Source organism: Acidobacteriota bacterium, from assembly GCA_028875575.1.
Lineage (GTDB): Bacteria > Acidobacteriota > Terriglobia > Versatilivoradales > Versatilivoraceae > Versatilivorator.
This window is the reverse complement of record JAPPDF010000100.1, coordinates 109,343-134,412: the sequence shown is the minus strand read 5'-3', so window position 1 is coordinate 134,412 and position 25,070 is coordinate 109,343. Positions and strand designations below refer to the sequence as shown.

At 59.2% G+C, this 25,070-nt stretch carries 16 protein-coding genes; 7 read left to right on the top strand and 9 right to left on the bottom strand.

Annotated elements, in window-relative coordinates; all coding sequences use genetic code 11:
- Positions 1-39: 39 nt before the first annotated feature.
- On the top strand, positions 40-1,257 hold the full coding sequence (locus OXI69_17495) for an acetyl-CoA C-acyltransferase (protein ID MDE2667938.1): 1,218 nt from the start codon (positions 40-42) through the stop codon (positions 1,255-1,257).
- Positions 1,258-1,503: 246 nt separating this feature from the next.
- On the opposite strand, the gene OXI69_17490 is transcribed toward OXI69_17495, so the two are convergent.
- Both OXI69_17490 and OXI69_17485 read right to left on the bottom strand, forming a co-directional pair.
- Entirely contained in the window at positions 1,504-1,782 is a 279-nt protein-coding gene (locus tag OXI69_17490) for a helix-turn-helix domain-containing protein (GenBank protein ID MDE2667937.1), read from the bottom strand.
- On the bottom strand, positions 1,779-2,135 hold the full coding sequence (locus OXI69_17485) for a type II toxin-antitoxin system RelE/ParE family toxin (GenBank protein MDE2667936.1): 357 nt from the start codon (positions 2,133-2,135) through the stop codon (positions 1,779-1,781). Before OXI69_17485 ends, OXI69_17490 begins: the two co-directional genes overlap by 4 nt.
- Positions 2,136-2,533: 398 nt before the next feature.
- On the opposite strand from OXI69_17485, the gene ahcY reads away from it, so the two are divergent.
- Positions 2,534-3,802, top strand: a complete 1,269-nt coding sequence (ahcY, locus tag OXI69_17480; GenBank protein ID MDE2667935.1) for an adenosylhomocysteinase — start codon at positions 2,534-2,536, stop codon at positions 3,800-3,802.
- 553 nt (positions 3,803-4,355) lie between these two features.
- Here the strand turns inward: ahcY and lptF are convergent.
- The gene (lptF, locus tag OXI69_17475) at positions 4,356-6,698 is read right to left on the bottom strand and encodes an LPS export ABC transporter permease LptF (protein MDE2667934.1); all 2,343 of its coding nucleotides are present in this window, start codon (positions 6,696-6,698) and stop codon (positions 4,356-4,358) included.
- Between the two features lie 636 nt (positions 6,699-7,334).
- Here lptF and OXI69_17470 point away from each other — a divergent pair.
- The 4 genes from OXI69_17470 (at position 7,335) to OXI69_17455 (ending at position 12,936) form a co-directional block, all read left to right on the top strand.
- Positions 7,335-9,311 (top strand): cation:proton antiporter, encoded by a 1,977-nt coding sequence (locus tag OXI69_17470; GenBank protein MDE2667933.1) that lies wholly within the window; start codon positions 7,335-7,337, stop codon positions 9,309-9,311.
- Between the two features lie 366 nt (positions 9,312-9,677).
- The gene (locus OXI69_17465) at positions 9,678-10,580 is read left to right on the top strand and encodes an aldo/keto reductase (protein MDE2667932.1); all 903 of its coding nucleotides are present in this window, start codon (positions 9,678-9,680) and stop codon (positions 10,578-10,580) included.
- Positions 10,581-10,837: 257 nt separating this feature from the next.
- Positions 10,838-11,638, top strand: coding sequence for an SDR family NAD(P)-dependent oxidoreductase (locus tag OXI69_17460; protein MDE2667931.1), 801 nt, complete (start codon positions 10,838-10,840; stop codon positions 11,636-11,638).
- A gap of 5 nt (positions 11,639-11,643) precedes the next feature.
- Positions 11,644-12,936, top strand: a complete 1,293-nt coding sequence (locus OXI69_17455) for a putative sulfate exporter family transporter (GenBank protein ID MDE2667930.1) — start codon at positions 11,644-11,646, stop codon at positions 12,934-12,936.
- Here the strand turns inward: OXI69_17455 and OXI69_17450 are convergent.
- Complete coding sequence (locus tag OXI69_17450) at positions 12,933-13,325, bottom strand: 6-carboxytetrahydropterin synthase (protein MDE2667929.1); 393 nt, start codon at positions 13,323-13,325, stop codon at positions 12,933-12,935. The two genes, OXI69_17455 and OXI69_17450, sit on opposite strands and share 4 nt — an antisense overlap.
- Before the next feature lie 167 nt (positions 13,326-13,492).
- Here OXI69_17450 and OXI69_17445 point away from each other — a divergent pair, with 167 nt between their 5' ends.
- On the top strand, positions 13,493-16,105 hold the full coding sequence (locus tag OXI69_17445; protein MDE2667928.1) for a DNA internalization-related competence protein ComEC/Rec2: 2,613 nt from the start codon (positions 13,493-13,495) through the stop codon (positions 16,103-16,105).
- Positions 16,106-16,208: 103 nt separating this feature from the next.
- Here the strand turns inward: OXI69_17445 and OXI69_17440 are convergent, their stop codons facing one another.
- From OXI69_17440 to glyS, 5 genes are all read right to left on the bottom strand, one after another.
- Positions 16,209-17,402: a hypothetical protein gene (locus tag OXI69_17440; protein MDE2667927.1), complete on the bottom strand. Its 1,194-nt coding sequence runs from the start codon at positions 17,400-17,402 to the stop codon at positions 16,209-16,211.
- A 60-nt stretch (positions 17,403-17,462) separates the two neighbouring features.
- On the bottom strand, positions 17,463-18,491 hold the full coding sequence (locus OXI69_17435) for a FecR domain-containing protein (GenBank protein ID MDE2667926.1): 1,029 nt from the start codon (positions 18,489-18,491) through the stop codon (positions 17,463-17,465).
- Between the two features lie 92 nt (positions 18,492-18,583).
- Complete coding sequence (locus OXI69_17430) at positions 18,584-19,744, bottom strand: 6-phosphofructokinase (GenBank protein ID MDE2667925.1); 1,161 nt, start codon at positions 19,742-19,744, stop codon at positions 18,584-18,586.
- A gap of 71 nt (positions 19,745-19,815) precedes the next feature.
- A complete protein-coding gene (gene ppdK, locus OXI69_17425; protein ID MDE2667924.1) occupies positions 19,816-22,575 on the bottom strand; it encodes a pyruvate, phosphate dikinase in 2,760 nt (919 codons plus the stop codon).
- 331 nt (positions 22,576-22,906) lie between these two features.
- The gene (glyS, locus tag OXI69_17420; protein MDE2667923.1) at positions 22,907-24,997 is read right to left on the bottom strand and encodes a glycine--tRNA ligase subunit beta; all 2,091 of its coding nucleotides are present in this window, start codon (positions 24,995-24,997) and stop codon (positions 22,907-22,909) included.
- Between the last annotated feature and the right edge of the window lie 73 nt (positions 24,998-25,070).

The following is a 25,070-nucleotide window of genomic DNA, read 5'->3' as shown; positions in this document are numbered from 1 at the left end:
GCCGCTGCGGAACTGAAGCAAACCACCGGGAAGAGACCCATGAAAGAGGCTGTCATCGTCGCCGCCACCAGGACTCCTGTCGGGAAAGCCAAAAAGGGAGCCCTGAGACATACCCGACCCGACGACCTGGCTGCCGTCGCCATCTCGGAAGCGGTCCGGCGCGCCCCCGGACTGAAGACCGGCGAAATCGAAGACCTCATCCTGGGGTGCGCCATGCCGGAGGCGGAGCAGGGAATGAACGTGGCCCGTATCGCGGGATTGAGGGCCGGTCTTCCGGTCGAAGTCCCGGCTGTCACGGTCAATCGCTTCTGCGCCTCGGGCCTCCAGTCCATCGCCTTCGCCGCCGAGAGAATCCGATGCGGCTCGGCCGAGATCATCGTGGCGGGCGGAACGGAAAGCATGAGCCTGATCCCCATGGCCGGCCGGCATTTCTCGCCCAATCCCGAGTTGGTGGATTCCTACCCGGACGTCTACCTCAACATGGGATTGACGGCGGAAAACCTGGCCCGCAAGTACGACATCTCGCGCCAACAGCAGGACCGCTTTGCCCTCCAAAGCCACCGCAAAGCGCTCCAGGCCATGCAGGACGGACACTTTAAGGATGAAATCGTTGCGTTGGAGCTGACCGCGGATGGACTTGGCCGTGCCGCATCCGATTCTCTCGAGGGCCAAGGCAACGGGCAGGGGAAGAGAGAGACAGTCCGCACCCGTTTTGATGAGGACGAGGGCCCACGAAAGGACACCAGCCTCGAAGCCCTGGCTCAACTGAAGCCCTCCTTTCACGCCAGGGGTTCCCTGACTGCCGGAAACTCCTCGCCCATGAGTGACGGCGCTGCCGCAGTGGTGCTGTCGTCTCGCGAGAGGGCCAGGGATCGGGACTGGAAAATTCTGGGAAGGTTCGTTTCCTTCGCCACTGCCGGAGTGCCTCCCGAGGAGATGGGTCTCGGCCCCGTCCAGGCCATTCCCAGGGCACTGAAGCAGGCGGGCCTCGATCTCCGGCAGGTGGGTCTGATTGAATTGAACGAAGCCTTTGCCGCTCAAGCGCTGGCGGTCATTCGCCAATCCGGCCTGGACCCCGACCGGGTCAACGTCAACGGAGGTGCGATCGCCCTCGGCCATCCCCTGGGCTGCACAGGCACCAAGCTGACGGCAACCCTGCTTGGCGAGATGCGGCGGCGACAGGTTCGGTTCGGAATGGTCACCCTATGCGTCGGAGGCGGAATGGGCGCCGCGGCAATCCTGGAGCTGGTCGATTGACCGGCACGAACCGGATTTCCGCTACCAACCTGTTTTCGAAATTGGCTTACAGGTGGAGGAGACATTCGAGTAGAAACCAAAACAGGTGGTGGCGGATGCGGGTTATTGCAATAAGGCGGACTTGCAGGAGCTGGAAGACAGGGGGTGGACGGCAACGTCACACTGGGGCGTGAGGTGAAACGGGCGGTCGGGGTAGATCCCGGCCGGTATCCGACCAGGAGTCGTATACGGTTCCGTTTGCTTCCACTACACCAACTCGATGTTAACGCGGCGCCCGACCATGGCAGCAGCTCGTTGCAGGCTGCCAAGCGTAATGTCGCTTTCCGGATTGAGCAACCGGTCCACCTGGGTGCGGCTCGTCTTCAGCAGCTTCGCCATCTTGTTCTTGGAAATTTTCTTCTTCCTCATGGCTTCTGCAAGCTGCCATGCGACGACTTCCTTGATTGCCTGCGCCTGCGCTTCCTCGAAGATGCCTTCCTCCTGGAGAAAAGCATCGATGCCGGATCCCATATGCTGCTTGCTCATCGCTCCAATTCCTTTCGACGCCTTCGCGCCGTTGCCAAATCCGAATCCGGTGTTACCCGCGTTTTCTTGATGAACCCGTGCAGAACCACCAAGTGCTTGCGGTAGAGACAAAGCAGCACGCGCGCTGACCGTTTCGTTGGCAGGTCCGTCCGGATTTCCCAGAGGCCGTCTCCCATAGGGCGGCACAACGGCATGCCTGCCGGCCAGTGCCATTGTGCCCGCAGCAGGTCCTTCCCTATCTCGCGACGCTCGACCTCATTCAGCCCCCTCAACCACTGCCTTACGGGTTCGTTCCCCGACCGCGTGCGGTAGAAGACCAGCGGGATTTTCTGTGGCTTTGGTTCATCAGCCATCCCGAACCTTTCAATGTACAGTGAACCATATAAAGTGCATATCTGCAAGCCTTGTCGGCTGCTGACTGAAGAGCCTTGCTTGGGACGTTGTTGAGTTACTGGAGTAACTTGTAAAGACCGCGCAGGAGACGATATTGAATCAGAGCTATTCAGCAGTAGCTGATCGAAGTTATTCCAGTAATTCAACAACGTCCCCTATTCACTCACGATGAGACATATTGTTTTGTGACTGTTGTGCTTTTTGTGGTGAACCCGCCTTTCTCGCCAGATCGCACCTGACTCGGTAGCGTGGGATATTCCTGCCATCAGTCCCTCCGTATTTGACCCCACCTCGGGCAATGTGCTAGGGTGCCGTCTCCATTCAGTGATTCCTTTGCTATCAAGGAGATACAACGTCCATGTCAAATGATATCCAGTGCGACATCAAGGATCCGTCCCTGGCCTCGACCGGCCGGAAGCGGATCGATTGGGCCGGCCGATCCATGCCGGTCGTCCGGCAAATTCGCCGGCGCTTTCTCGAGGAACAACCGCTCAAGGGCATTCGCATTTCGGCCTGCCTGCACGTCACCACCGAAACCGCCAACCTGATCATTGCCCTACGGGACGGCGGAGCCGATGTCACCCTGTGTGCCTCCAACCCGCTGAGCACCCAGGATGACGTGGCTGCCTCCCTGGTCGAAGACCATGGGATATCGGTCTACGCCATCAAGGGCGAGGACAATCCGACCTATTATTCCCACATCACCGCAGCCCTGGATCGACGCCCCCAAATCACCATGGACGACGGCGCCGATCTGGTCTCCACCATACACTCGGACCGCCGGGAACTCCTGCAGGAAATTATTGGAGGGACCGAGGAGACCACCACGGGTGTCATTCGATTGCGCAGCATGGCCAACGACGGCGTGCTGGAGTTTCCCATCGTCTCTGTGAACGACGCCGACACCAAGCATCTGTTCGACAATCGTTACGGCACCGGGCAGTCCACCCTGGACGGGATCATCCGCGCCACCAACCTGTTGCTGGCGGGACTCAACGTGGTGGTGGCCGGATACGGATGGTGCGGACGAGGGGTGGCCAGTCGGGCCAGGGGGTTGGGAGCCCAGGTGATCGTGACCGAAGTCGATCCCACCCGAGCCCTGGAAGCGGTCATGGACGGCTTTCAGGTGATGCCCATGCTGGAGGCCGCTGAAATCGGCGATATCTTCATCACCGTCACCGGAAACAAGACGGTCATCGCAGGATCCCACTTCCAAAAGATGAAGGACGGGGCCGTGGTCTGCAACTCCGGTCACTTCAACGTCGAGATCGATATACCGGCGCTGGAATCGCTTAGCCGCGGCACGGAAACCGCCCGGGAGTTCGTGGAACAGTACAATCTGAAAGACGGTCGAAAGATCTTTCTGCTGGGGGAGGGACGCTTGATCAACCTCTCCAGCGCCGAAGGCCACCCGGCCTCGGTCATGGACATGAGTTTCGCCAATCAAGCGCTGTCGGCGGAATACCTGACCAAAAACTTCAGAAACCTGCCCAAGGACGTGGTTCCGGTTCCTCCCGAAATCGATCGGGAAATCGCACGGCTCAAGCTTCAATCCATGGGCTGCCGCATCGACGATCTAAGCGCCGAGCAGGAGAAATACCTCGCCTCCTGGTCGGAGGGAACTTGACCCGCGCTTCTCACCAAGGGCAGGGCGTATCGGTTGTCAATCCACGGAGGCATCGGAAGGACAAAAAGATATCCACGAAGGGGCACGAAGGACGACGAAGGTACACGAAGAAAGTGTATCTTGCGACTTTCTAAACTGGCCAGGTCATTGTGTCGCCGAAAGTGATGTCCTGCCTTTTTCAATATCGGGTGCGACCTGGTGAGCGATGCGGGTTCACCACAAAAAGCACAAAAGTCACAAAACGCGTTGTCTAATTTCGAGTCTTGACGATCCGAAGTTGATTCGCATGGCGTCGCCTTGACCGGCTTTTTTGTTATTTTGTGCCTCTTGTGGCCATTCCCTGCAAAGATCCCCCTGACGAATTTTGCAAACGCCTCGAAGAAGGGCTGGACGAAAAACGAGTTCTCTCGCCACCAAGCAGCGGTAACCGCACTCGAACTCCACAGTGCCGACCCTGGTTCCCGGACTGATCTACACGAATGGACAGGATGAAAAACCCGATCGGCTGCTCCCTCGGCTGCTTAATGAGTCAACGCAATTTAAAAGCCCAACGCTAGGTTCGAACGGTAAAGAGCAGATAGACGCCTCCGGCCCCGAAAACCAGGTTGGGGGCCCAGGCGGCCAGTAGTGGCTCCAGCTTGCCCGCGCTCCCGATCTGTTCGAAGAACCCCTGCAAGACCCAGTAGCTGATTCCGACTACGATGCTGAGGCCGATACCGTAGAGTGAACCTCGCCGGCCCGTCGAAAAAGCAAAGGGAATCGCAATCATGGCCATGGTCAAGCTCACCAGCGGAAAGGACAGCTTGCTGTGCCAGGCGACCTTCAGCCGCACGACGTCGAACCCGCTCCGACCCAGATCCTCAATATAACTCCCCAATTCCTGGTAACTCATTTTGGACGACTGACGCACTTCTTTCTTGAAGTAGTCGGGCCGCTCTCCAATGGACCCGATCAGCTCTCGGTCAAACGTCAGAAACTGGGCCTGCTGGGGCCGGTCATGGCTGAACCCCTGAGCCCAGCCCTCCTCGAACACCCATCCGGACCGATTCCGGTCCCACCCGGCTTTCTCGGCAAAGACCATCCGGGTCACCGCAAGCGTCTGCGGATCGAAGTCAAACACGGAAATTCGATTGAAGACATTGATCTCATCGTCGAAAAAATTGTAGTGGAAGATACGGTTCCGTTCGCCCATCATCCATTTGCGGGTGGGGCGTTTGGTCTGAGGATTGCGCCCCTTGATGACACGCCTCAAATCATCCTGCTTCTGGTTGGCGGATGGGAGGATGTGTTCCTGCAACATGAAGGAACCGGCGCTGAACAAGAGGGCGGCAAGCAAAACCGGAGAAGATAGCCGGTAAAGACTGATTCCAGAGGATTTCATGGCCACGATCTGCGAGGTTCGCGTCAGCAGGCTGAAGCTCACCAGTGCGGCTACCAGGACGCTGAACGGGATCATCTGCACCAGGATGTGGGGAATCAGGAAAAGGAAGTAGTCGAAAACGGTCCAACCGGAAATGCCTTGCTCCACGATGTCACTGAGCAGTTCAAAGAAGGTAAACAGCACGAAGAGCACGACGAAGGCGGAAAGCACCAGAAGGAAAAATTTCAGGAAGCCGCTGAGGATGTACTTGTCCAGGGTCCAACCGGCAGGGAAGTGCATGATGCCGCCCCGTGGACTCCTTTGACTTCGAATGGGAGCGCGGGAACCGACACCGTTCTCGCGCAGTCTGCGGGCAACGCCCCAGAGAGAGTTGACCAGAGGACGAAACAGCCTCCCCCAGGAAAACTGTCTTTCCGCGGTCAGCAAGAGAAACAATCCCAACATCAGAAACACCAGGTTCGCCAACCAGGGACCCAGGAAGGCCGGGATATGACCACTTTCGGCAAAAGCCAGACCCTGGGAAAAAAGGATGAAATAGACCAGGAAGATGATCAGGCTGATGACGAACCCGAAAGACTTGCCGCTCCTCCTGGTGACAACTCCCAGTGGGAGCCCGAGAATGGAAAACACAAAGACCGCCAGGGGAAGCGCCAGTCGACGATTGAACTCAATGACCGCCTTTCTGCGGTGGATGTCGCTGCCGGTCGAGGCCTCGGAGATCAGCTTGCCATAGAGCTCGAGCGAATCCATCTCGGCTATGGTCCTGTCCCTGGGTGCATCGGCGGGGGCACCCATAGCCTTGAAGAGGGGAACCGTAGCTTCCTCGAAGGAAGTGACACGCACGGTGCCTTCTTTTCCCGGCACCACCTCGTAGGTCGCACCCTGTTGAAGATTGAGCTGCAGCTCACGCCGGCCCGGACGGTTGAGCAGTCCACCCTGGCGGGAAAAGGTGGTCTTGGGCCAATTGGCCTCGGTTACCTCAGCCAGAAAAATACCCTTCCAGGAACGCCGGTCGGGGGTCGTATCCATGACGTAGACCACTCGACCGGGAAAACGCTCTTCGAAAACGCCTCTCCGGACGGCGGTGTTGAGCGACTTGAGCGCAATTTCATCCTTGATCAGTGTCAAGCGGTGAGTGGCTCTGGGAGACCACAAGTTGGAATTCAACAGGGCCAGAGAACCCACCACCGCCGAAAAGATCAATACCGGCCACAGCAAGTTTCTGAGACCGATTCCGGAAGATCGCATGGCAGTAATTTCACTGTCGGCGGACAGGCGCCCAAAGCAGATCAGAATGCCCAACAAGACCGACATGGGAATGGAGAAGGTCAGCACCTTGGGCAGGATGCAAAGGAAAAGCAAACCGGCTTCCTGCAGGGTGATGTTCTCCTGAACCAGGGTCTCCATCAGCCGACTGGACACTTCGTTGGTCAACAGGACAGCACTAAATACCAGCGCGCCCAGCCCGAAGGAGCCTGCGATTTCCAGGAATATCGATTGGCGAAGAATTCTCATTGGGCGCCGCCGGCCACTGCTTCCATGCTCATCGGCATGCCTGCCACGTTCGGTTAACCACCGCTACGCCTATTCTAGCCCGCATTTCTCACCAGGGGGCATGATCATGGCGCAGGAATTTTCCCTTCAGCGCGTGCTCGCGACCGAAGAGCGTAGCGGTTTCTACGGTCGAGGGAGCCTGTGCGCGCTGAAGGGAAAAGGACAAGCCAGGGCATGCCCAGCGCCGTCTGTTTCCCGCATGGCCTTTATTGGGAGCCAATCAACCTACTGAAGATTAACTGCTTTTCATCATGCCACCAGAGGCCTGGTGAGGAATGCGGGCTAGCCAAGACAGCTGCTTCGACATGATCTTCACGCTCCGGACTTGTCCCGCCCGGCAGGGAACCGATGTCCACCCAAGCCACCCTGCACACTCGCAGGTTCACGCGGTTTTTATAAAAGTTGACATAAGATACGTTATCGGAAGTTGTGCTCGGAGGCCCGGATGCGCCGATTCTTCCCGAAGCCGTGCCTGAAGGGCCAGCCAATATGGCATGGAACCATTCCAGCGGCGCTCGATATACTACCCATTGCAGGCTCTGTTCCATTCCGCGCTTTCGGGCCGCCTGCCTGTAATCTCTCAATTTTCTCATTGCCATGAATGAAATAGGCCTCGCAAACGTTCTCCTGCTTCTGGGATCAGCCGTGTTGGTCGTAACCGTATTCCGGCGACTGGAGCTTCCAACGGCGCCGGGATACATCCTGGTGGGAATGCTGTTGGGGCCCGCTGTGTTCGGCTTGTTCTCCTCATCCGGCGAAACCGGATTCCTGGCGGAGTTCGGGGTCGTTTTCCTGCTCTTCACACTGGGCCTTGAATTCTCCTTGCCCCGAATGGTCGCCATGCGCTGGCAAATGATCGGCGTTGGAGGCGCCCAGGTTCTGGTGACTACGCTACTTGCTGCAACGGTTGCCTCTTGGGCGGGGCTTCCACTCTCCTCTGCGGTCATTCTGGGCGGCGCGGTGGCCATGTCTTCGACCGTGATCGTGATCAAGCAGCTTCGCGAGCAACTGGAGTTGGACCAGAGCCACGGCCGTTGCGCGGTGGCGACTCTCCTGTTTCAGGATATGGTCGTCATTGCCTTTCTCATGCTGATCTCGTTGGCTGCCCAAGGCGATCGGCTGCCGCCCGTCCAGATTCTATTGGCACTGGGTGAAGCCGTTGCAGCGCTGGTCATCGTCCTGGTGGCCGGCCATCGCTTGCTGCGGCCACTCTTTCACGAGGTCGCCCACAGGCGCAGCCCCGAGCTCTTTACCTTGACCCTGTTGCTGATTGTACTGGGCGCGGCATGGTTCATGCACGCCGTCGGCATGTCGCTTGCCGTAGGTGGTTTCCTTGCCGGCCTGATGCTTTCGGAGACCGAATACCGGCACCAGGTTGAAGCCGACATTCGGCCCTTTCGGGACGTCCTGCTGGGACTGTTTTTCATCGTCATCGGCACCCGGCTGGATTTTCTGGTGCTGGCCGACCAGATCGCCTCGGTGGGCTTGACGGTGTTGGCTCTAATAGTTGGTAAGGGAGTGATTATATGTATTTTATCTCGTTTTTCCCTTGGCGGTTGGCATGCCTCGCTTCGGGCCGGGCTGGTTCTGGCCCAGGGAGGCGAATTCGGCATCGCTCTGCTGGCGCTGGCATTACAGGAGAACGTGCTGGACCCGGGTGTCGCCCAGTTGCTGCTGGCGGGCATCGTCGCCAGCATGGTCCTGAGCTCAATGCTGATTCGCCATAATCGGACCCTTGCGGGATGGCTGATTTCCGGAGAAGATCCCGAGGCCCATCAGTTGGCTCTTCAGCAAGCTGCCACCAAGGCAGTAGCCAAGCGGCGGCACGTCATCATCTGCGGCTACGGCAGGGTGGGCCAGAACCTGGCCCGAATTCTCGAGCAGGAGGGCTTCGAATATATTGCACTGGATCTGGATGCCTACCGTGTACGGACCGCCAGGCAGGCCGGCGATCCGGTCAACTTCGGGGATGCGTCTCAACGCGATGTCCTGGAAAGCGTCGGCCTCGCCAATGCCAGCGTGGTTGTCATCAGCTTCTCCGACAGCCTGGGCGCCCTCAAAGTCGTCCGGACGGCAAAAGAGCTACGCCCGGACGTGCCCATTCTGGTTCGCACGCGCGACGATACGGAACTGAACAGCCTTCAGACTGCCGGGGCCACCGAAATCGTCCCGGACTCCCTGGAAGCCGCGCTCATGCTGGCTTCTCACCTCTTGCTCCTTCTGGACATGCCCATCTCTCGAATTGTGCACAAGGTGGCCAGAATCAGGGGCCACCGCTACCGCATGCTCCGCAGCGTCTTTCCCAGGGAAGACGCCCAGGTGCTGGACGAGTCCCATGCATTCCGGGAGCAATTGCAGGCGCTGACCCTTCCTGAAGGAGCCGCCGCAGTGGGTCGTTCCCTGGCCGAACTGCGTCTTCCCGACGAGGGAATTCTGGTCACCGCAATTCGACGGCAAGGGATCGTCGGACGACAACCGAACGCCGACACCGTGTTGAAGCAAGACGATGTGCTGGTGCTTTACGGCACCCCGGAATCGTTGGAGCATGCAGAAACCCTGCTGCTCAGCGGCTGAGTTGCCGGGTTGACCGCCGCCTGCCTTGCCTCGCGGATCATTCAAAGGAAAACAGCCCATCGATTTTGAAGACGAACCACGCATGAGCACCAATAAACGGATTGATGCGTTGAGCCTTTTGCAAGATTCGGCAGCGGGACGCTTACCAGGATTGGCCACAAGAGGCACAAAAACAAATTGTGACTCTTGTGCTTTTTGTGGTTGGAAAGGTTGATCTGAATTCGTGTCTATTGGTGTTCATTTGTGGTTCATCTTGACTAACGATTGACCGATTTTTCTCGAATGATTCGCACCGTAGGGTGGTGACACGGCTATCCACCAGTCACTGTGATAGGCTAATCGACCAAGCCGGAATGAGGAGTGGAAGTGGAACTCAGAAGACTGGGCAAAACCGACATGGAGGTCAGTATCCTCGGTTTCGGGGGCGCCGAAATCGGTTTGGAAAGTCCGGGGGCATCGCTGGAGACGGTGACACGCCTGCTCAACGCTGCTTTGGACGAGGGATTGAACCTGATCGACACCGGCGAGTGCTACGGGTCCAGCGAGGAGCTCATAGGGCGGTCCGTTTCGGGACGCCGCCAGGATTACTACCTGTTCACCAAGTGCGGCCATCCGAATGGACTGCCGGGGGAGGACTGGCGGCAGGACTCGCTGCTGCGGAGCATCCAACGCAGCTTGCGGCGACTGCGGACCGACTGCCTGGACCTGGTCCAACTGCACAGTTGTTCGGAAGACGCTCTGCTCGAGGGAACGGTGATCGAAGCCCTGCAGCGTGCACGGGAACGGGGCTATTGCCGCTACATCGGTTACAGCGGCGACAGCCGGGCCGCCTATTACGCGGCGCAATGCCAGGCCTTCGATTGCCTGCAGATTTCCATCAGCATTGCCGATCAGGAAGCGCTGGATCTGGCGCTTCCCCTGGCCCATGAACAACACCTGGGCGTGATCGCCAAGCGCCCGCTGGCCAATGCTGCCTGGAGAACCGGAAGGCAGCCCGCCAATTCCTACCACCACACCTATTGGGATCGCCTCCAGCGGTTGAACTATCCCTTCGTCAAGGACGAACTGGAGACTTCGATTTCGACGGCGCTGCGTTTCACCTTGAGCGCCCCCGGCGTGCACACGGCCATCGTGGGCACGCTGACGCCAGGGCGGTGGAGACAGAACGCTGCCCTGCTCGAAGCCGGTCCCCTGCCCTCCTCTCAATTCGATGCGATCCGTAAGCGTTGGAGCGAAGTGGCGGAGGCATCCTGGTTCGGACAGACTTGAGGCCAATCCTCCGGTTTCCCCGGCACTATTTCAGCCACGGATTTCATGGGGCTGACCGACCGCGGAGCAGGATTGACAAGCTCAGCCCTTTCAGGCCGCCTGGTCAGGCTTGCCAATAGCCAAAGGGTTCCCATCACTCCTTATCGAATCGGTTTAACACATGACCTTCAAGTTATTGATGGCTTGAAATTATTCTTCACAAGGAACGAACCGGCGAGATATTTCGGAGCGGCTCGTCCTTAACCAAAGGAGGCAGGATGCGACTCAAGGACAAAGTAGCTGTAGTGACCGGAGCCTCCGGTGGCCTGGGAGCCGGCATCTGCGAGGCTTTCGCCTCGGAAGGCGCCGACTGCGTGGTGGTCTATCACAGCGACCGGGCGGAAGCGGAGAAAACAGCGGCCAAGGTAGCTGGCCTGGGGCGCCGGGCCGAGGTCTTGAGAACCGATGTCTCGGATGAAGCCCAGGTCAAAAAGCTGTTCGCAACCACCCGCGACCGTTTCGGGCACCTGGATATTCTGGTCGCCAACGCGGGAATCGGAGTCGCCAGACCCCTGCTCGATTCCACCCTCGACGACTTTGAGCGGGTCATTCGGACCAATTTGATCGGCACCTATCTGACGGTCAGAGAAGGAGCCCGCCTCATGACCGGGCGAGGGCGCGGAAAGATCGTGACCATGTCTTCCGTCCATGGACTCGGAGGCACACATCAGGGGTCGCTTTACGAAGCCACCAAGGCCGGCATCATCAACTTTACCCGGGGAGCCGCCTTTGATTTGTCCGAATGGAATATCCAGATCAACTGCATTGCTCCGGGAGCCGTCCCGGTTCCCAAGGACCCTCCGCCTGCCGCGGACTCGGCACTCTACAAGGCCTGGATGCAGTACACACCTCTGGGCCGATTCGGGACACCTCACGACGTCGCCAGGACGGCAGTGTTCCTGGCCAGTCCCGATACCGACTGGATCACCGGCCAGGTGATTTCAGTCGACGGCGGTATTACGGCCGGCCCGCTGATTCCCTCTTTCAACCACTATGGACCCAAACCCAAAATGGAGTGACCGATATGCGCGCCTGGAAAAAACTGGTTACCGTGGAGGACTGGTGGGCCGTCTGGATCGGATTCCTGGTTTTGGGAGCAGTGTTTCTGGGTGTGGTTTCGGCGGTTCCCAAAATTCCCAAGTGGCAGACCCTCGATGAAGTCCTGGCGGCGGTACCCGGGGTGCCGTTGCTGCTCCTGATGATTGGGCTTGGAGGGTTGTCCGTGCTGGCTATGGGCGCCATCCAGCGGCAGGCCGGTCGTTTCGCGGTCGGATTCCCTGTTCTGTTCTGCCTGGCCCTGCTCAGTTTTCTCGTTGCCGGGAATCGCAGCCTGGCGGCTTACGGCCTGAGTTATGCCCTGTGGGCTCTACTGATCGGACTGGCCTGGAGCAACCTGCTGGGAGTCCCTTCATGGCTGAAACCCTCGGTGCGTTCGGAGCTATTCATCAAGACCGGCCTGGTGATCCTGGGGGCCGAGATCATATTTGGCAACATCCTCACTCTTGGCCGGTACGGCGTCCTCGTAGCCTGGGGAGTCACACCGGTTGTTCTGGTCTCCATGTTCTGGTTTGGTTACCGGCGGCTTAAACTGGCGCCGTCCTTCGCCGTCACCATCGCCGCGGCTACATCCGTCTGCGGGGTCTCCGCGGCCATCGCCGCGGCCAGCGCCAGCAAGGCCAAGAAGGAGGAACTGACACTGGCCGTGGCCATGACCCTGATCTTCACGGTGCTGATGATGGTCCTCATGCCTCTGGTCTGCCGCTGGATGGAACTGGACATGATTGTAGCCGGCGCCTGGCTGGGAGGGACCATCGACTCCACCGGCGCGGTGGTGGCTGCCGGACAGATGTTGGGAGACCAATCCATGCAGGCGGCTGCGGTGATCAAGATGATTCAAAACGCTTCCATTGGCCTGGTAGCCCTCTTGATCGCCCTCTATTGGGTCACACGAGTGGAGCCAAACGAGGGCCGTCGTCCCGGAGCGATCGAGATCTGGAATCGGTTTCCCAAATTCGTCCTGGGTTTCATTGCAGCCTCCTGCGTGGTTTCGCTCGTGCTGGTCCCCCTGCTGGGAACCGAGTCGGTAGGCCAGTCCCTGCAGGCATCCAAGGCCATTCGTACTTGGCTGTTCTGCCTGGCATTCCTTTGCATAGGACTTGAATCCGACTTTCGTGCGCTGGCGCGGCAAATGGCCGGGGGACGGCCGTTGCTGCTCTACTGGTCGGGTCAGACGCTGAATATCGTACTCACCTTGCTGGCAGCCTGGCTGGCCTTTTCCGGGATCCTTTTTCCGAAAATTGTTTTGGAAATTCCCTAACCCGGCGCCCGCCGACCATAGGAAGCGAAGGAATTGGGCGTCTCCCAGAGCCGGACTTCGGCGACCTGCAGTCCCTGAGAATGCGCATATTCGTAGATAACCTTGGCGATATTTTCGGCAGTGGGGTTGGCGTCCATCAGGTAACAGGGTTGCCGATGCTCGTGAAACACGGCGACCAGCGGGTCCTCCCGATGCAGCAGCATCTTGTGATCCAGTTCGGCATCGATCCAGGTCTTGATGACCTTGTTGATGTCGCCAAAATCGACCACCATGCCCCGATGGTCGAGATGCTTGCTGGCAACCTCTACTTCAACTCTGCCGTTGTGGCCGTGGAGATGCCGACATTTCCCCTCATAGTTGAGCAGGCGATGGCCGTAGCAGAAATCGATGTGTTTAGTGACTCGGTGTAAAATAGACCCTCCTCCCTCTCTAGGCCCAAAGCGGCCGGGCTTCCGACGTTTCCACGATTTTCCGAGCCGATCATAGCAAAATTCCCTGACGACTGCTGCTCGGGATCTTCCCTCCGCCGAGCAGCAAAAGCGGGCAATTCAAAGCGATGGCGCACACTCCTCTGCTGTTGCCGACGGTCGCATTCTGTCTCGGTCTTGCCGCTCATTCCCAGGTCGCCAACTCCGCGACAACCCTATGGGCCGCCGGCGCTCTCACGCTGTGCCTCTCATGGATTCTCTGGGGAAGGAAAAGAGCCTGGAGTTGTTGGATCGTGCTGCTCCTGGCCTTTTGCATGTCTGGAATGGCCTGGAAGGCCATCCACGAACTCCAGTTCGACCGCAACCACCTTCGAGCTCTGGTCCGATCCGGCGCATTGGACCTGGCGGCGCCCTGTCGGGTGAGGGGGCGTTGCGTCCGTGTTTCTGACGGAAGGGCCGGGGCGATCCACCTGGAAGTGGAAGTTCAACATCTGACTAACCGATTCGCCAGCTTTGAGACCCGGGGAAAGATACGCCTACACCTCAACCCCATGGGCGGTTCCCTCGACTCCTCCCCTCTTCCGCAAGCAGGAGACCAGGTAGAGATCCTCGCCTACCTGCGACGACCGGATAATTTCAACAATCCGGGGCAGTTCGACTATCGGTCCTACCTGGAGCTTCGCGGCATCTTTCTGACCGGGAACTTGAAGGACCCACTCCTGCTGACCCGTCTCACACGACAACCGGAATTTTCCTGGAAGGACATTGCCAGCCGAATGCGTCAAGGCTGTATTGGTGCGCTGGATGCCCTGCCGGCATCCGAGCCGGCCAGGGCCGTTCTGAAAGCCGTCCTGCTCGGAGATGACAGTGACCTTGCGGAGGAAACCAGGTCCCGTTTTCGATTGAACGGTCTCTATCACGTACTGGTGGTCTCGGGACTGCATGTGGGCATGATGATTGCCATGGTCTTTGCCCTGCTCAAACAACTCCGGCTTCCGCGCTGGTTGGCCCTGACCTTGACCATGGCGTCGATCGGCCTCTACAACCTCCTGGCCGAGGGACAGATCGCCATTGACCGGGCCTCGATCATGGGTTGCCTGTTTCTGGCCAGCCTCTATTTCGACCGGGACCGCAACCTGCTCCACTCCCTTTGCCTGGCGGCCTGGTGGGTCCTGCTTAAAGATCCCGGATGGTTGGATGACTCCGGTTTCCAACTCTCTTTCTCGGCCGCGCTGGCGATCGCCATGGTGGGACTGCCTATACTGCGCCTCACCACTCAACCCTACGGGAAGGCTCTCAGGTCTTTGGAATCTATCCACCTGGATCGCAATTTTCCCCCTCGCCTGGCCGCTTGGCGGGTCGGCTTGAGACTCCGCAGCTCGAGCCTGGCGGAGTCTTTGGGCATTCCGCAATCGGCCGTTTGTCTCGGTCTGTTGGTCTGGACCTACAAGCTTCTCCTGGGACTCCTGGACATTGTCCTGGTTTCCATTGCCATACAGGCCGTGCTGCTGGTTCCCTTGATGGTCTATTTTCACCGGGTGGTGTTACCGGTCGTATTCCTCAACATGCTGGTCATTCCCCTGGTCGGAATGATCATACCCCTTGGATTTTCATACCTGGCCTGTGCCGGTCTGTTCCCGCAAGCTTCCTGGCCGCTCGGTTGGATATGCGGACTCCTGGCCGAATGCCTCTTGAGCCTCAATCTCACCTTTTCCGAAATCCCCTGGCTCGGGTTTTCCCTGCCCCAGTTTCCCCTGGGCTGGGTGTTGGCCTATTACGGCACCCTGGCCCTGTGTGTGGCCCATGGAGTCCCCCGGTTCTTGAGGCTGTTGGGCAGCTCCATCTGGATCGCCTCGCTGGCGGTCCTGCTGTCGGGCACACCGGGAGTCAAGTCGGAATCGCAGGAGTTGAGCTTGACCTTTCTGGATGTGCGACAGGGAGATTGCCTCCTGGCAAGCTGGCCGAACGGCCCCCACCTTCTGGTCGATGGCGGTGGCAGTTGGTCCGGAACCGGCCACCGATCCCAAGCCAGGGCAACGGCCTTCGATGTTGGAGAACAGGTGGTTGCGCCCTATCTCTGGAACCGTGGAGTTCGATCTCTGGAAGCGACGATCCTGACCCACGCCCACCAGGATCATATGGGGGGCCTGGACTTCATTCTGGACAACTTCGAAGTCAAGGAGTTCTGGCTCGGAAACAGCACCGTTGGACCCGATTTGCGTGATCTGCTCAAGAAAGCAACGGCACGCGGACTCAAAATCAGGGCATTCCAGGCCGGGGACACACTCAATTTCCACGGCTCCCAATTGGAATTCCTCAATCCCGGCTGCGGCCCTTCCGACGAAAACATCAACAACGATTCTCTTGTTCTGAGAATGACCTACGGTCGGCGCTCATTCCTGTTGACCGGTGACATCGAGGAGCCTGTAGAGGAATGCCTCGCAGCCCTTGAGGCCGACCTTCAATCGGACGTATTGAAGGTGGCCCACCATGGAAGCGCGACTTCGACCTCTTCACACTTCCTGAATGAAGTGAATCCGGTAATTGCCGTGATTTCGGCGGGCAAGGTCAATCCGTTTGGCCATCCTCACCCTGAAGTGGTCAGGCGTTTGCAGACCTTCCCCTTGCAACTGCTCCGCACCGACCGACAGGGAGCTGTCACCATCCGCACCGACGGGAACTACCTGCGAACCTCCGCCTTTTCGGAGGAAGGCGGAATTTCGATTCGCTTCAATCAGTAAGGGATTGCGGGCTGAGTGCGCCCAGGCCCCCTGCCAGTCGTGTGCGGCAATGGGAGGCTGGGGGTGTCGGCAATGAAGGTGGCAGCGGCTGATAGCCTGCCCGTCACTCGGTCACAAACTTCACCTCGCTGCCGAACCTGCGGTACTGCTTGAATTGGATGACGTTCCTGGTGTGGAGTCTGGCGGAACGATTCTCCAGCAGGACCTCCGCACGGACCGGAAGCCAGTGCTGCTGTTCCGCGATCTCCACCCGATCGTACTGGGTGGAACCCTCGGAGCGGGTAATGGGAAAAGTTTCGGGGATTCTGTAGGCCCGCTCCTTGATCTGGACGACCTGGAGCGAACCCGGGTCAATCCAGCATCTCCCCCGGTAGGGTGTGACCACGCCGACCTCCGTGGTCCCCTCCCTGAAAATGATGCTTCTCTTGGAGGTGTCCTTGGGCACGCGAAAACCGACACGCACCGTGGGCGAGCCCCGACTGTGGTCGATTCCCTCAAAACGAAATTGGGTGCCGGTTGCCGGGTCGAAGAGGTAGTTCAAGGAGGAGCCGAACTCACCGGTTGAAGTCGTCCCCTTCAGTGATTCCAGCGTGGCATCGGAGGCCGCCGAGCGATTTCCGACCGACACCAGCTTGTAGTGCTCCTGCTTGTCGTAGTAGGTGAGCTCCGCCACAAAGTTGTCCACCCGCACCCAACCGGTTTTTGGAAGCCGGCGAAGATAGCGCTGGGTGATCTGGGTGCAGATGAAATTAGGCAGGTTTTCGGTGTAGGCCATCGCGGTGCTGCGAACCTGTTCCAGGAATTGCGGCCAGGTTTCCCGGTCGGGCAATCCGGACCGCCCAGGCGTGGTGGCCGGCTCGGTTGCGGCTGTCGCCGGGGGAGTTGCTGCCGGTTTCGGGGTCGGCGCCGAACCTGGTGCCGCGGGCTCGGTTGCCGACGGTTCGACAGGAGGAGGGATAAAGACCGGTGGCGGCGGCTCGACTCCCGGCGGCGGTCTCAGGACGGATGCGGGCGGCCCGGTCTGTCGGTGTTCCTCAACTGCCCGGATGATGGCGGGATCGGCCTCGCGAGCTTTCAGTTCCTGCAGAAGGATGTCCTTGACACGAAAGCCGATCCCCCTCTCCCGGATCAACTCCACCACCCGTTGAGGAGTCACCGCTCCAATGCGTGTCGTGGTGACCAGGGCCAGAAGTTCCTCCTGGCTGATCGGACCTTCGGCCGTCAACAGGTTCAGGGGAACTCCGACCAGGATGATCGGCAGCAGGCATCCCAATGCACAACGGGTCGAGCGTGACACGGTAGAAAAAATACTGTTCGCTATGTTTGCAGCAACCTGGTGAGAAGTGCGGCCGGGTGGTTACCTCCCGCGAATGCTGCTGCTGGCGGCGCCACGGCTCTGCTGTGCCGCTGAGCCGGCAGCAACACTGCTGGAGGTGGAAGTTGCTGCCGAAGATCGGTGCACGCTGGTTGTGGCGGGTGTATAGCTCGTGGAGCCGGAGTTGCTGAGGCCGGAACCGCCATATCCTCTGGATGCGTAGACGGGACCGTACGACCGCCAGGTGGGACAATAGTTGCCGTAGGCAAGACCGTAGGGAGACCGCAGAAGGTTGTGGAAGGGAATGAAGGTATACATCCGGGAAAACGGATCAAAGACCCACCCTCCGTTCGACCTCAGGCCATACCTGGACAAGGCCGACCGAGACATCCAGGAGGGGATCTTGGAATTGGCCGCGATCAATGCGACCGCCCGTTTGCGACTCCAGCGATCGATGTCGTCGAAGGGCTCCTTCTCCACCTTGGCATAGCGCAATCGCCTTTTCTCGGAACGGTTCAAATCAAAGACCTTTCCCGACTTCAGCGCTGCGACCTTGGTCTCGCCCCGCATCCATCTCAGTTTGCCGGTATGGACCGTCACCCGAACCTCGCCCGCGGCACCGACTTCAAAGCGATACAAGCCCTTTTTGAGTACTCTCAGATCTCCAGACGGCGTCAGGATATGAAGTCGGTGGACCTTGCGCCGCAGGCTCAGCGACTCCAGGATGGCCGTGCCTCTTTCCAGTGCAAACCGCATGTCTTCGAAACCGGTCGCCACCACCCGAACCCGACTGTTTTCCGCCACCCGCAGGTAGGTTCCCGGGTTGAGCAGCATTTCCACCCGTTGATCCGCTTCCGTCTGCAGCACATCCCCCTCGACGAGCTGATGCCGGGGCAAGACCTGCCGCGCATCGGAGAGTTCCAGATTGCTGACGGTGGGCTTGCCTTCCACGTAGTTGATCATGCCGGACTTGGCCGAGATGAAGTACGCGGACGTTTCGGTCGCGTTCACCGCTCCAGCGTTGGCAAGCAGCAGGACGACGAGCCCAAGGTAGGCTTTTGGTTGCAGCATGGTATCGCTCCTGGGTAACACCTGCGGAATCGACAATGGTTTTTCGTGTCTTTATACCTTCGGATGAGTTCAGTCTAGACCAATATTCCGGGTTAGTAAAGAAACATCGGCTTACCGTCCACATGGCGTACCTTGGGACGATAGTGGTCTCGATCGTACAGCTCATCCACATCCACCCGCTTCAGGCCTTCTCCGATCCGACTGAGGGGCAGGTTGGTATAGCGGCCCTCCCGCATCGCTACCAACCGGCCGAACTGGCGCTTCATGATCAGCGACATGGCCATATTGGCATAATTCAAGGACACCATGAGATCCAGTGAATCGGGGGAACCGCTCCTCATGAGATAAGAAAGTTGCTGATAGATGATGTTTTGCCCCGTAACCCGCTTGAGCGCCCGCCCCGTGGCTGCGCCGATTCCGCCCAGCTTCCTGTGTCCATAGGCATCGGCCCGGCCCGATTCCACCGGGACTTCTCCAACCATCTGAGCACCCTCGGATATGCTGACCATGGCGTAGTTGCTGGGATTGTCGCGCTTGTCCGCCATCAGCAGGCCGGCCAGTCGATCCGGACAGAAGGGAACCTCTGAAATCAGCGCTCGATCGGTGCCCGCCAGGTAGGAGGATATAAGGGAGGTTTCACCGCTGTTTCGACCGAAGAGTTCCACCACCGCAATGCGCTCGTGGGATCCTGCCGAAGTCCTCAACTGATGCAGGAAGTTCACGCTGCGGGTCACCGCCGTAGAGAACCCGATGCAGTAGTCGGTCCCGAAAACATCGTTGTCCATGGTCTTGGGGATGGCCACCACCGGAAAGCCCTCGCGGTGGAGCCTTTCCCCATACCCCAGGGTGTCGTCGCCCCCGATAGGTATCAATGCATCCAGCCTCAGCTTCTCCAGGTTGCTCACAACGTGGGCGGTGCAATCCAGAAAAGGATTCTTCCCTGCCCCTTGCCGGCAGGTGGACTGCAGGAATGGAGGCAACTCGTCAGCCGACACCCTGCCCGGATTGGTTCGGGAGGTGTGGAGGAAGGTGCCCCCGGTTCTGTCGATAGTCCGAACCACCGCGTTATCCAGTTTCACGGTGCAGGCAGCCAGCGAGGACGGGTCCTCGGGATCGAGCATCAGCAATCCCCGCCACCCGCGCCTGATGCCGAGAACCTGCTGACCTTCGACTTCGGCCCGATTGACCACCGCCTTGATGCAGGAATTCAGTCCGGGAACGTCGCCGCCTCCCGTCAGGATTCCGATGCGCATGGTATTCGGTGCCCTAAATCAGTTTCAGTTGGAGTTGATTGCTCTGTCAGGGGCTTAGGCGACCGCCGTCTTTACCCCCGTGCGGCTGCCCTGGCTTCCTCGGAAGTTTCTTCAGAGGGGTGAGAGAGCCGGATCGCCGCCTGGGCCGCGGCCAGGCGGGCAATGGGGACACGAAACGGGGAGCAGCTGACATAGTCCTGCTCCAGTTGATGGCAGAACTCGATGGTGGAGGGATCGCCTCCATGTTCGCCGCAGATCCCGATCTTGATTTCAGCTCGGGTGGCCCTGCCCTTCGCCACGGCAATCTTCATCAACTCTCCAACCCCGGCAACATCGAGGGACTGGAATGGATCCCTGGGATAAATGTCACGCTGCAGGTAGGGCACCAGGAACCGGTCGGCATCATCGCGGCTCAAAGCCAGGGTGGTTTGAGTCAAGTCATTGGTTCCGAAGCTGAAGAAGTCCGCCGAACGCGCAATTTCGTCCGCGGTGAGAGCTCCCCTGGGAACTTCGATCATGGTGCCCACCTGATACTCGATCTCCAGTTTCCGGGAATCCATCACCTGCCGGGCCACTTGACGCACGATGCCGGCCTGATCTTCCAGTTCCTTGACGTTGCCGACCAGCGGAATCATGATCTCCGGCACGGCTTTCTTCCCTCGACTGATTACATTTGCGGCCGCCTCGAAAATCGCCTGCGCCTGCATCCGGGTGATTTCGGGATAGACGATCCCCAGGCGGCAGCCGCGAAATCCAATCATGGGATTGAACTCGTGAAATGAATCCACTTTCGCCTTGACCGCCTCAAAGGAAACACCCATGTCCGAAGCCAATTCCCTTTGGGCCGACGCCTCGTGAGGAAGAAACTCGTGCAGAGGCGGATCAAGGGTTCGGATGGTGACCGGCCTGCCCTCCATCACTTCGAAAATGTGCTCGAAATCCTCCCGTTGGAGGGGCAATAGCCTGGACAAGGCGCGCTCCCGCATTTCCGGGGTCGAAGCCAGAATCATTTCCCGCATCGGGCCGATCTCTCCCTCGCCGAAGAACATGTGCTCGGTTCGGCACAAACCGATCCCTTCTGCCCCGAACGCGATGGAAGCCGCCGCCTGGTCCGCCTGGTCCGCGTTGGCTCGGATTTCAAGGGTACGAACCCGGTCCGCCCATTCCATCAGTTTCCGATATTGCCGGTAAACCCGCGCCTCCTTCCTTTCAGGTAGCTGGTGCAGGAGAACTTGTATGACCTCCGAGTCACGCGCCGCAATGGGCCCCTGGATCACCTCGCCGGTGGTTCCATCCAGCGACAGGAAGTCACCTTCGCGGATAACACGTCCATTGACTCGCATCTGGCGTTGAGAGTAGTCGATGGCCAGGGCGCTGCAGCCGGCAATGCACACCTTGCCCATTTGCCTGGCAACCAGAGCGGCATGGGAGGTCGTGCCTCCCCGAGCCGTCAGGATCCCCTCGGCCGCGTTCATTCCCTTGATATCCTCAGGCGAGGTCTCGATGCGGGTCAGAATGACCCGTTCCCCACGACTCTTCCACTCTTCGGCATCCGGCGCGTTGAAGACGACTCGGCCGACGGCTGCGCCGGGGCCGGCGTTGAGGCCCTTGGCCAGGAAGCGGCCCTGCTCGATGGCTGCCGCTTTCTCCGCCGGATCGAACACCGGCCGCAGGAGCTGGTTCAGTTGATCCGGCTCCACCCGCAAGAGCGCCTCATCAGGAGTGATCAGCCCTTCATCCACCATGTCGACGGCAATCCTGATGGCGGCGAATGCCGTCCGTTTCCCAACCCGACACTGCAACAGGTAGAACGTTCCCTGCTGAATGGTAAACTCGATATCCAGCATGTCCCGGTAGTGCTTCTCCAGGATCCTGCGCGCTCGATCCAACTGCCCGTACAGCTCCGGCCTCTCGCGAGCCAATTCGCCAATGGAGGCGGGGGTTCGGGCTCCCGACACCACGTCTTCCCCCTGAGCGTTTCCAAGATACTCCCCGTAGAGCACGTTTTCACCGGTTGCGGCGTCCCTGGTGAAGGCCACCCCGGAGCCGGAGTCGGATCCCATGTTCCCGAACACCATGGCCTGCACGTTTACGGCCGTTCCCCAACTGGAAGGAATTCCGTTGAGCCTTCGATACTCTTCAGCACGAGGATTCATCCAGGAACCGAAAACGGCTCCGATGGCTCCCCAAAGCTGCTGAAGGGGATCGTCGGGAAAGTCCACTCCCACCCGTTGTCTGATCTCGCGCTTGAAAAGACTCACCAGATCCTGGAGATCGGTCGTGGTGAATTCCGTATCCAGGACCAGTCCGCGCGCTTCCTTCTTCGCCTCGATCATGCGTTCGAAGGGATCGACCTCATCCTTTCGGGTCGGCTTCATCCCAAGTACGACGCTTCCGTACATTTGCACGAATCGGCGATAGGAATCCCAGGCAAACCTCGCATTGCCTGTGCGCAGGGCCAGTCCCTCCACCGTGCTGTCGTTCAATCCCAGGTTCAGCACCGTGTCCATCATGCCGGGCATCGAGGCCCGGGCCCCCGAGCGCACCGAAACCAGCAGGGGATTTTGGGCATCGCCGAACCGCATTTCCATAAGCGCCTCCATTTTGTGGAGCGCCCGGGAAACCCGTTCAGACAGACCGACGGGATATTGCTCCTTTTCCCTGTAATAATAGGAGCAGACATCGGTGGAAATGGTGAAGCCGGGGGGAACCGGCAAACCCAGGTTGGTCATCTCCGCCAGATTGGCTCCCTTGCCGCCCAGCAGGTCCTTCATGTCGGCCCGCCCATCGGCCATGCCGTCGCCAAAAAAGTAAACCGACTTTTCAGCCATTGTCACTCTCCGATTCAACTCGCCAGGACTCCAGCCCGCATTTCTCACCAGGCCGCTGGTGGCATGACGAAAGGTAGTTTATCTATCAGCACCTTGATTGGCTCAATGTAAGGGGCTTGCGGGTAACAGACGGCGCTGGGCACGCCCTGGCTGGTCTTTTTCCCTTCAGCGCGCACATGCTCCCTCGACCGTAGTGACCGCTACGCTCTTCGGTCGCGAGCACGCGCTGAAGGAAAAAATCCTGCGCCATGATCATGCCCCCTGGTGAGAAATGCGGGCCAGTCCTGTTCCCTCTCGAAACATGTCATGTCGACGCGCCGACATCGGCCCGTCAGGTCGTCACCATCTCGGAAACATCAGCCACCCTCAGAAACGTCTGAAGGAGAAATGCCAGCAGGGCGAGACGATTCCTCCGCACCCGCGGATCCTCATCCATCACCAGCACCCGGTCAAAGAAGGAGTCCACCGCGGGCCTCAGCGAGGCCATCATTCCCAGAGCTGCCTCGTGCCGTCCGGCGCCAACAGCCTTGGAAATACCGCGGTCAAGCGAAACGACCTGGGCGTGGAGCAGACCCTCCTCCGGCGTTGTAAACAGCGCCGAATCGATGGCGCAGGCTGCTCGAGGATCCACTTCGGCTTTCAACAGAATGTTCTTGATGCGCTTGAAACTGGTTGCCAGCGACCGGAAATCGGAACTCTCCCGCATGCCGGCGATGGCGCCCAAGCGCTTCCGGCTTTCCACCGGATTATCCCAACACACTTCCAGCACCGCATTGATCTCATCATAGCGAAACCCCTGCTCCCGGAAGAGGAAACGCATCCGGTCCTTCAGGAAGTTCCGAAAAATCAGGGACGTATCCTCCAACGATCGATCGGCGAACCTGCGAACTCCCTCATAGGCCTTGCCCAGCATTCGTTCGCAGGAAAGGTCCAGTTCTTTCTCCAGCAGGATACGGATCAACCCCATGGCCTGGCGGCGCAACCCCAGCGGGTCCCGCGATCCGGTGGGCACCAGGCCCAGGCAGAAAGCTCCCGCCAGTGTATCCAGTTTATCGGCCATGGCGACAATCGCTCCGGCAAGGCCGCGCGGCACACCGTCCTCCGAAGCAACCGGCAGGTAGTGATCGTATATGGCCTCCGACGCTGCCGGCTCCATACCCTGGACACGGCCGTAGAGCCCCCCTACGACTCCCTGCAGATTGCTGAATTCCCGGACCATCTCGGTGGTCAGATCGGTCTTGCACAACTCGGCGGCCTGCTCCACCGGAGCAAGGAGTTCAGGGTGTCGGATACTCTTGACCATAACCTTCGACAAGGCTCTTATCCTTCGAGTCTTATGAAATAGAGTGCCAAGATTTCTCTGATAGGTGATCTTCTTCAGCAGACCGATGCGGTCCTGCAGCGATACCTTGAGGTCAGACTCCCAAAAAAAGGCAGCGTCCGACAGGCGAGCGCTGAGCACGCGCTCATGCCCAGCTTGAATCTGTCGGGAAAAAGCCCCGTCCGAATCCACCACCGCCAGGAATTTGGGGAGCAGTTTCCCCCCGGGGTCCTGGAGCGAAAAGTATTTCTGGTGCTCTCTCATCACCGTGATCAGCACCTCTGCCGGGAGCTTCAGGAACGAGGGGTCAAAGTCCCCGCACACCACGCTGGGATGCTCGCTGAGGTGGGACACGGTCTGCAGCAGTCTTCGGTCCTCGACCAGACGACCGCCCTGCCCAAGCGCCGCTGCCTCCAGATCTGCCTCGATCCTGCTCAACCGTTTCATCGAATCGATTTCGACATCCGAATCTTGAAGTCTCTGCCGGTAATCCGCGAAATCGGTCACCACCGCTGGACGGTTGCCGGCCAGAATCCGGTGCCCGTAGGTACGGTCGCCAGCCCGGACCGAGGCCAGTTGAACGGGCACAACCCGTCCGTCAAAGAGGCAGAGAATCCAGCGAATCGGCCGCAGAAACAGAAACTGGCTCGATTCCCATCTCATGCTCTTGGGCAACTCCAGTCCCTTGATGGCGTTGGGAACCTCCTCCGCCAATATGCCGTCGGCCCCGCGACCGGGGACCTGCTTCCGGTAGGCGAGATAACTGCCCTTTGGGGTCTTGACCCGAGAAAGAGCCTCCACCCCGACCTGGTGCTTGCGGGCAAACCCCAGGGCGGCGGCCGTGGGGTGGCCGTCCCGGTCAAAGGCGATGGCCCAGGGTGGGCCGGTGATTTCCTCGCTCCGGGCCGGCTGGGTGGTAGCCACGCCACGGGCGTGCACAATCAAGCGACGCGGCGTCGAATAGGCTTCGATTTCGTCAAAGCCCAGAGAATGATCGGAGAGAGCCTGTTGAATATTCCGTTTCAATTGCTGCGAGGCCCCCGGCAGGAATCGCGCCGGTATCTCTTCACAGCCAATCTCCAATAAGAACTCTGATACCATGGGTTTAAAGCGGAATGTCTAATTAGAAACTTCAGATTCAGGCAGTCTTCTGGATCCCTATCTGGTTCCGGAT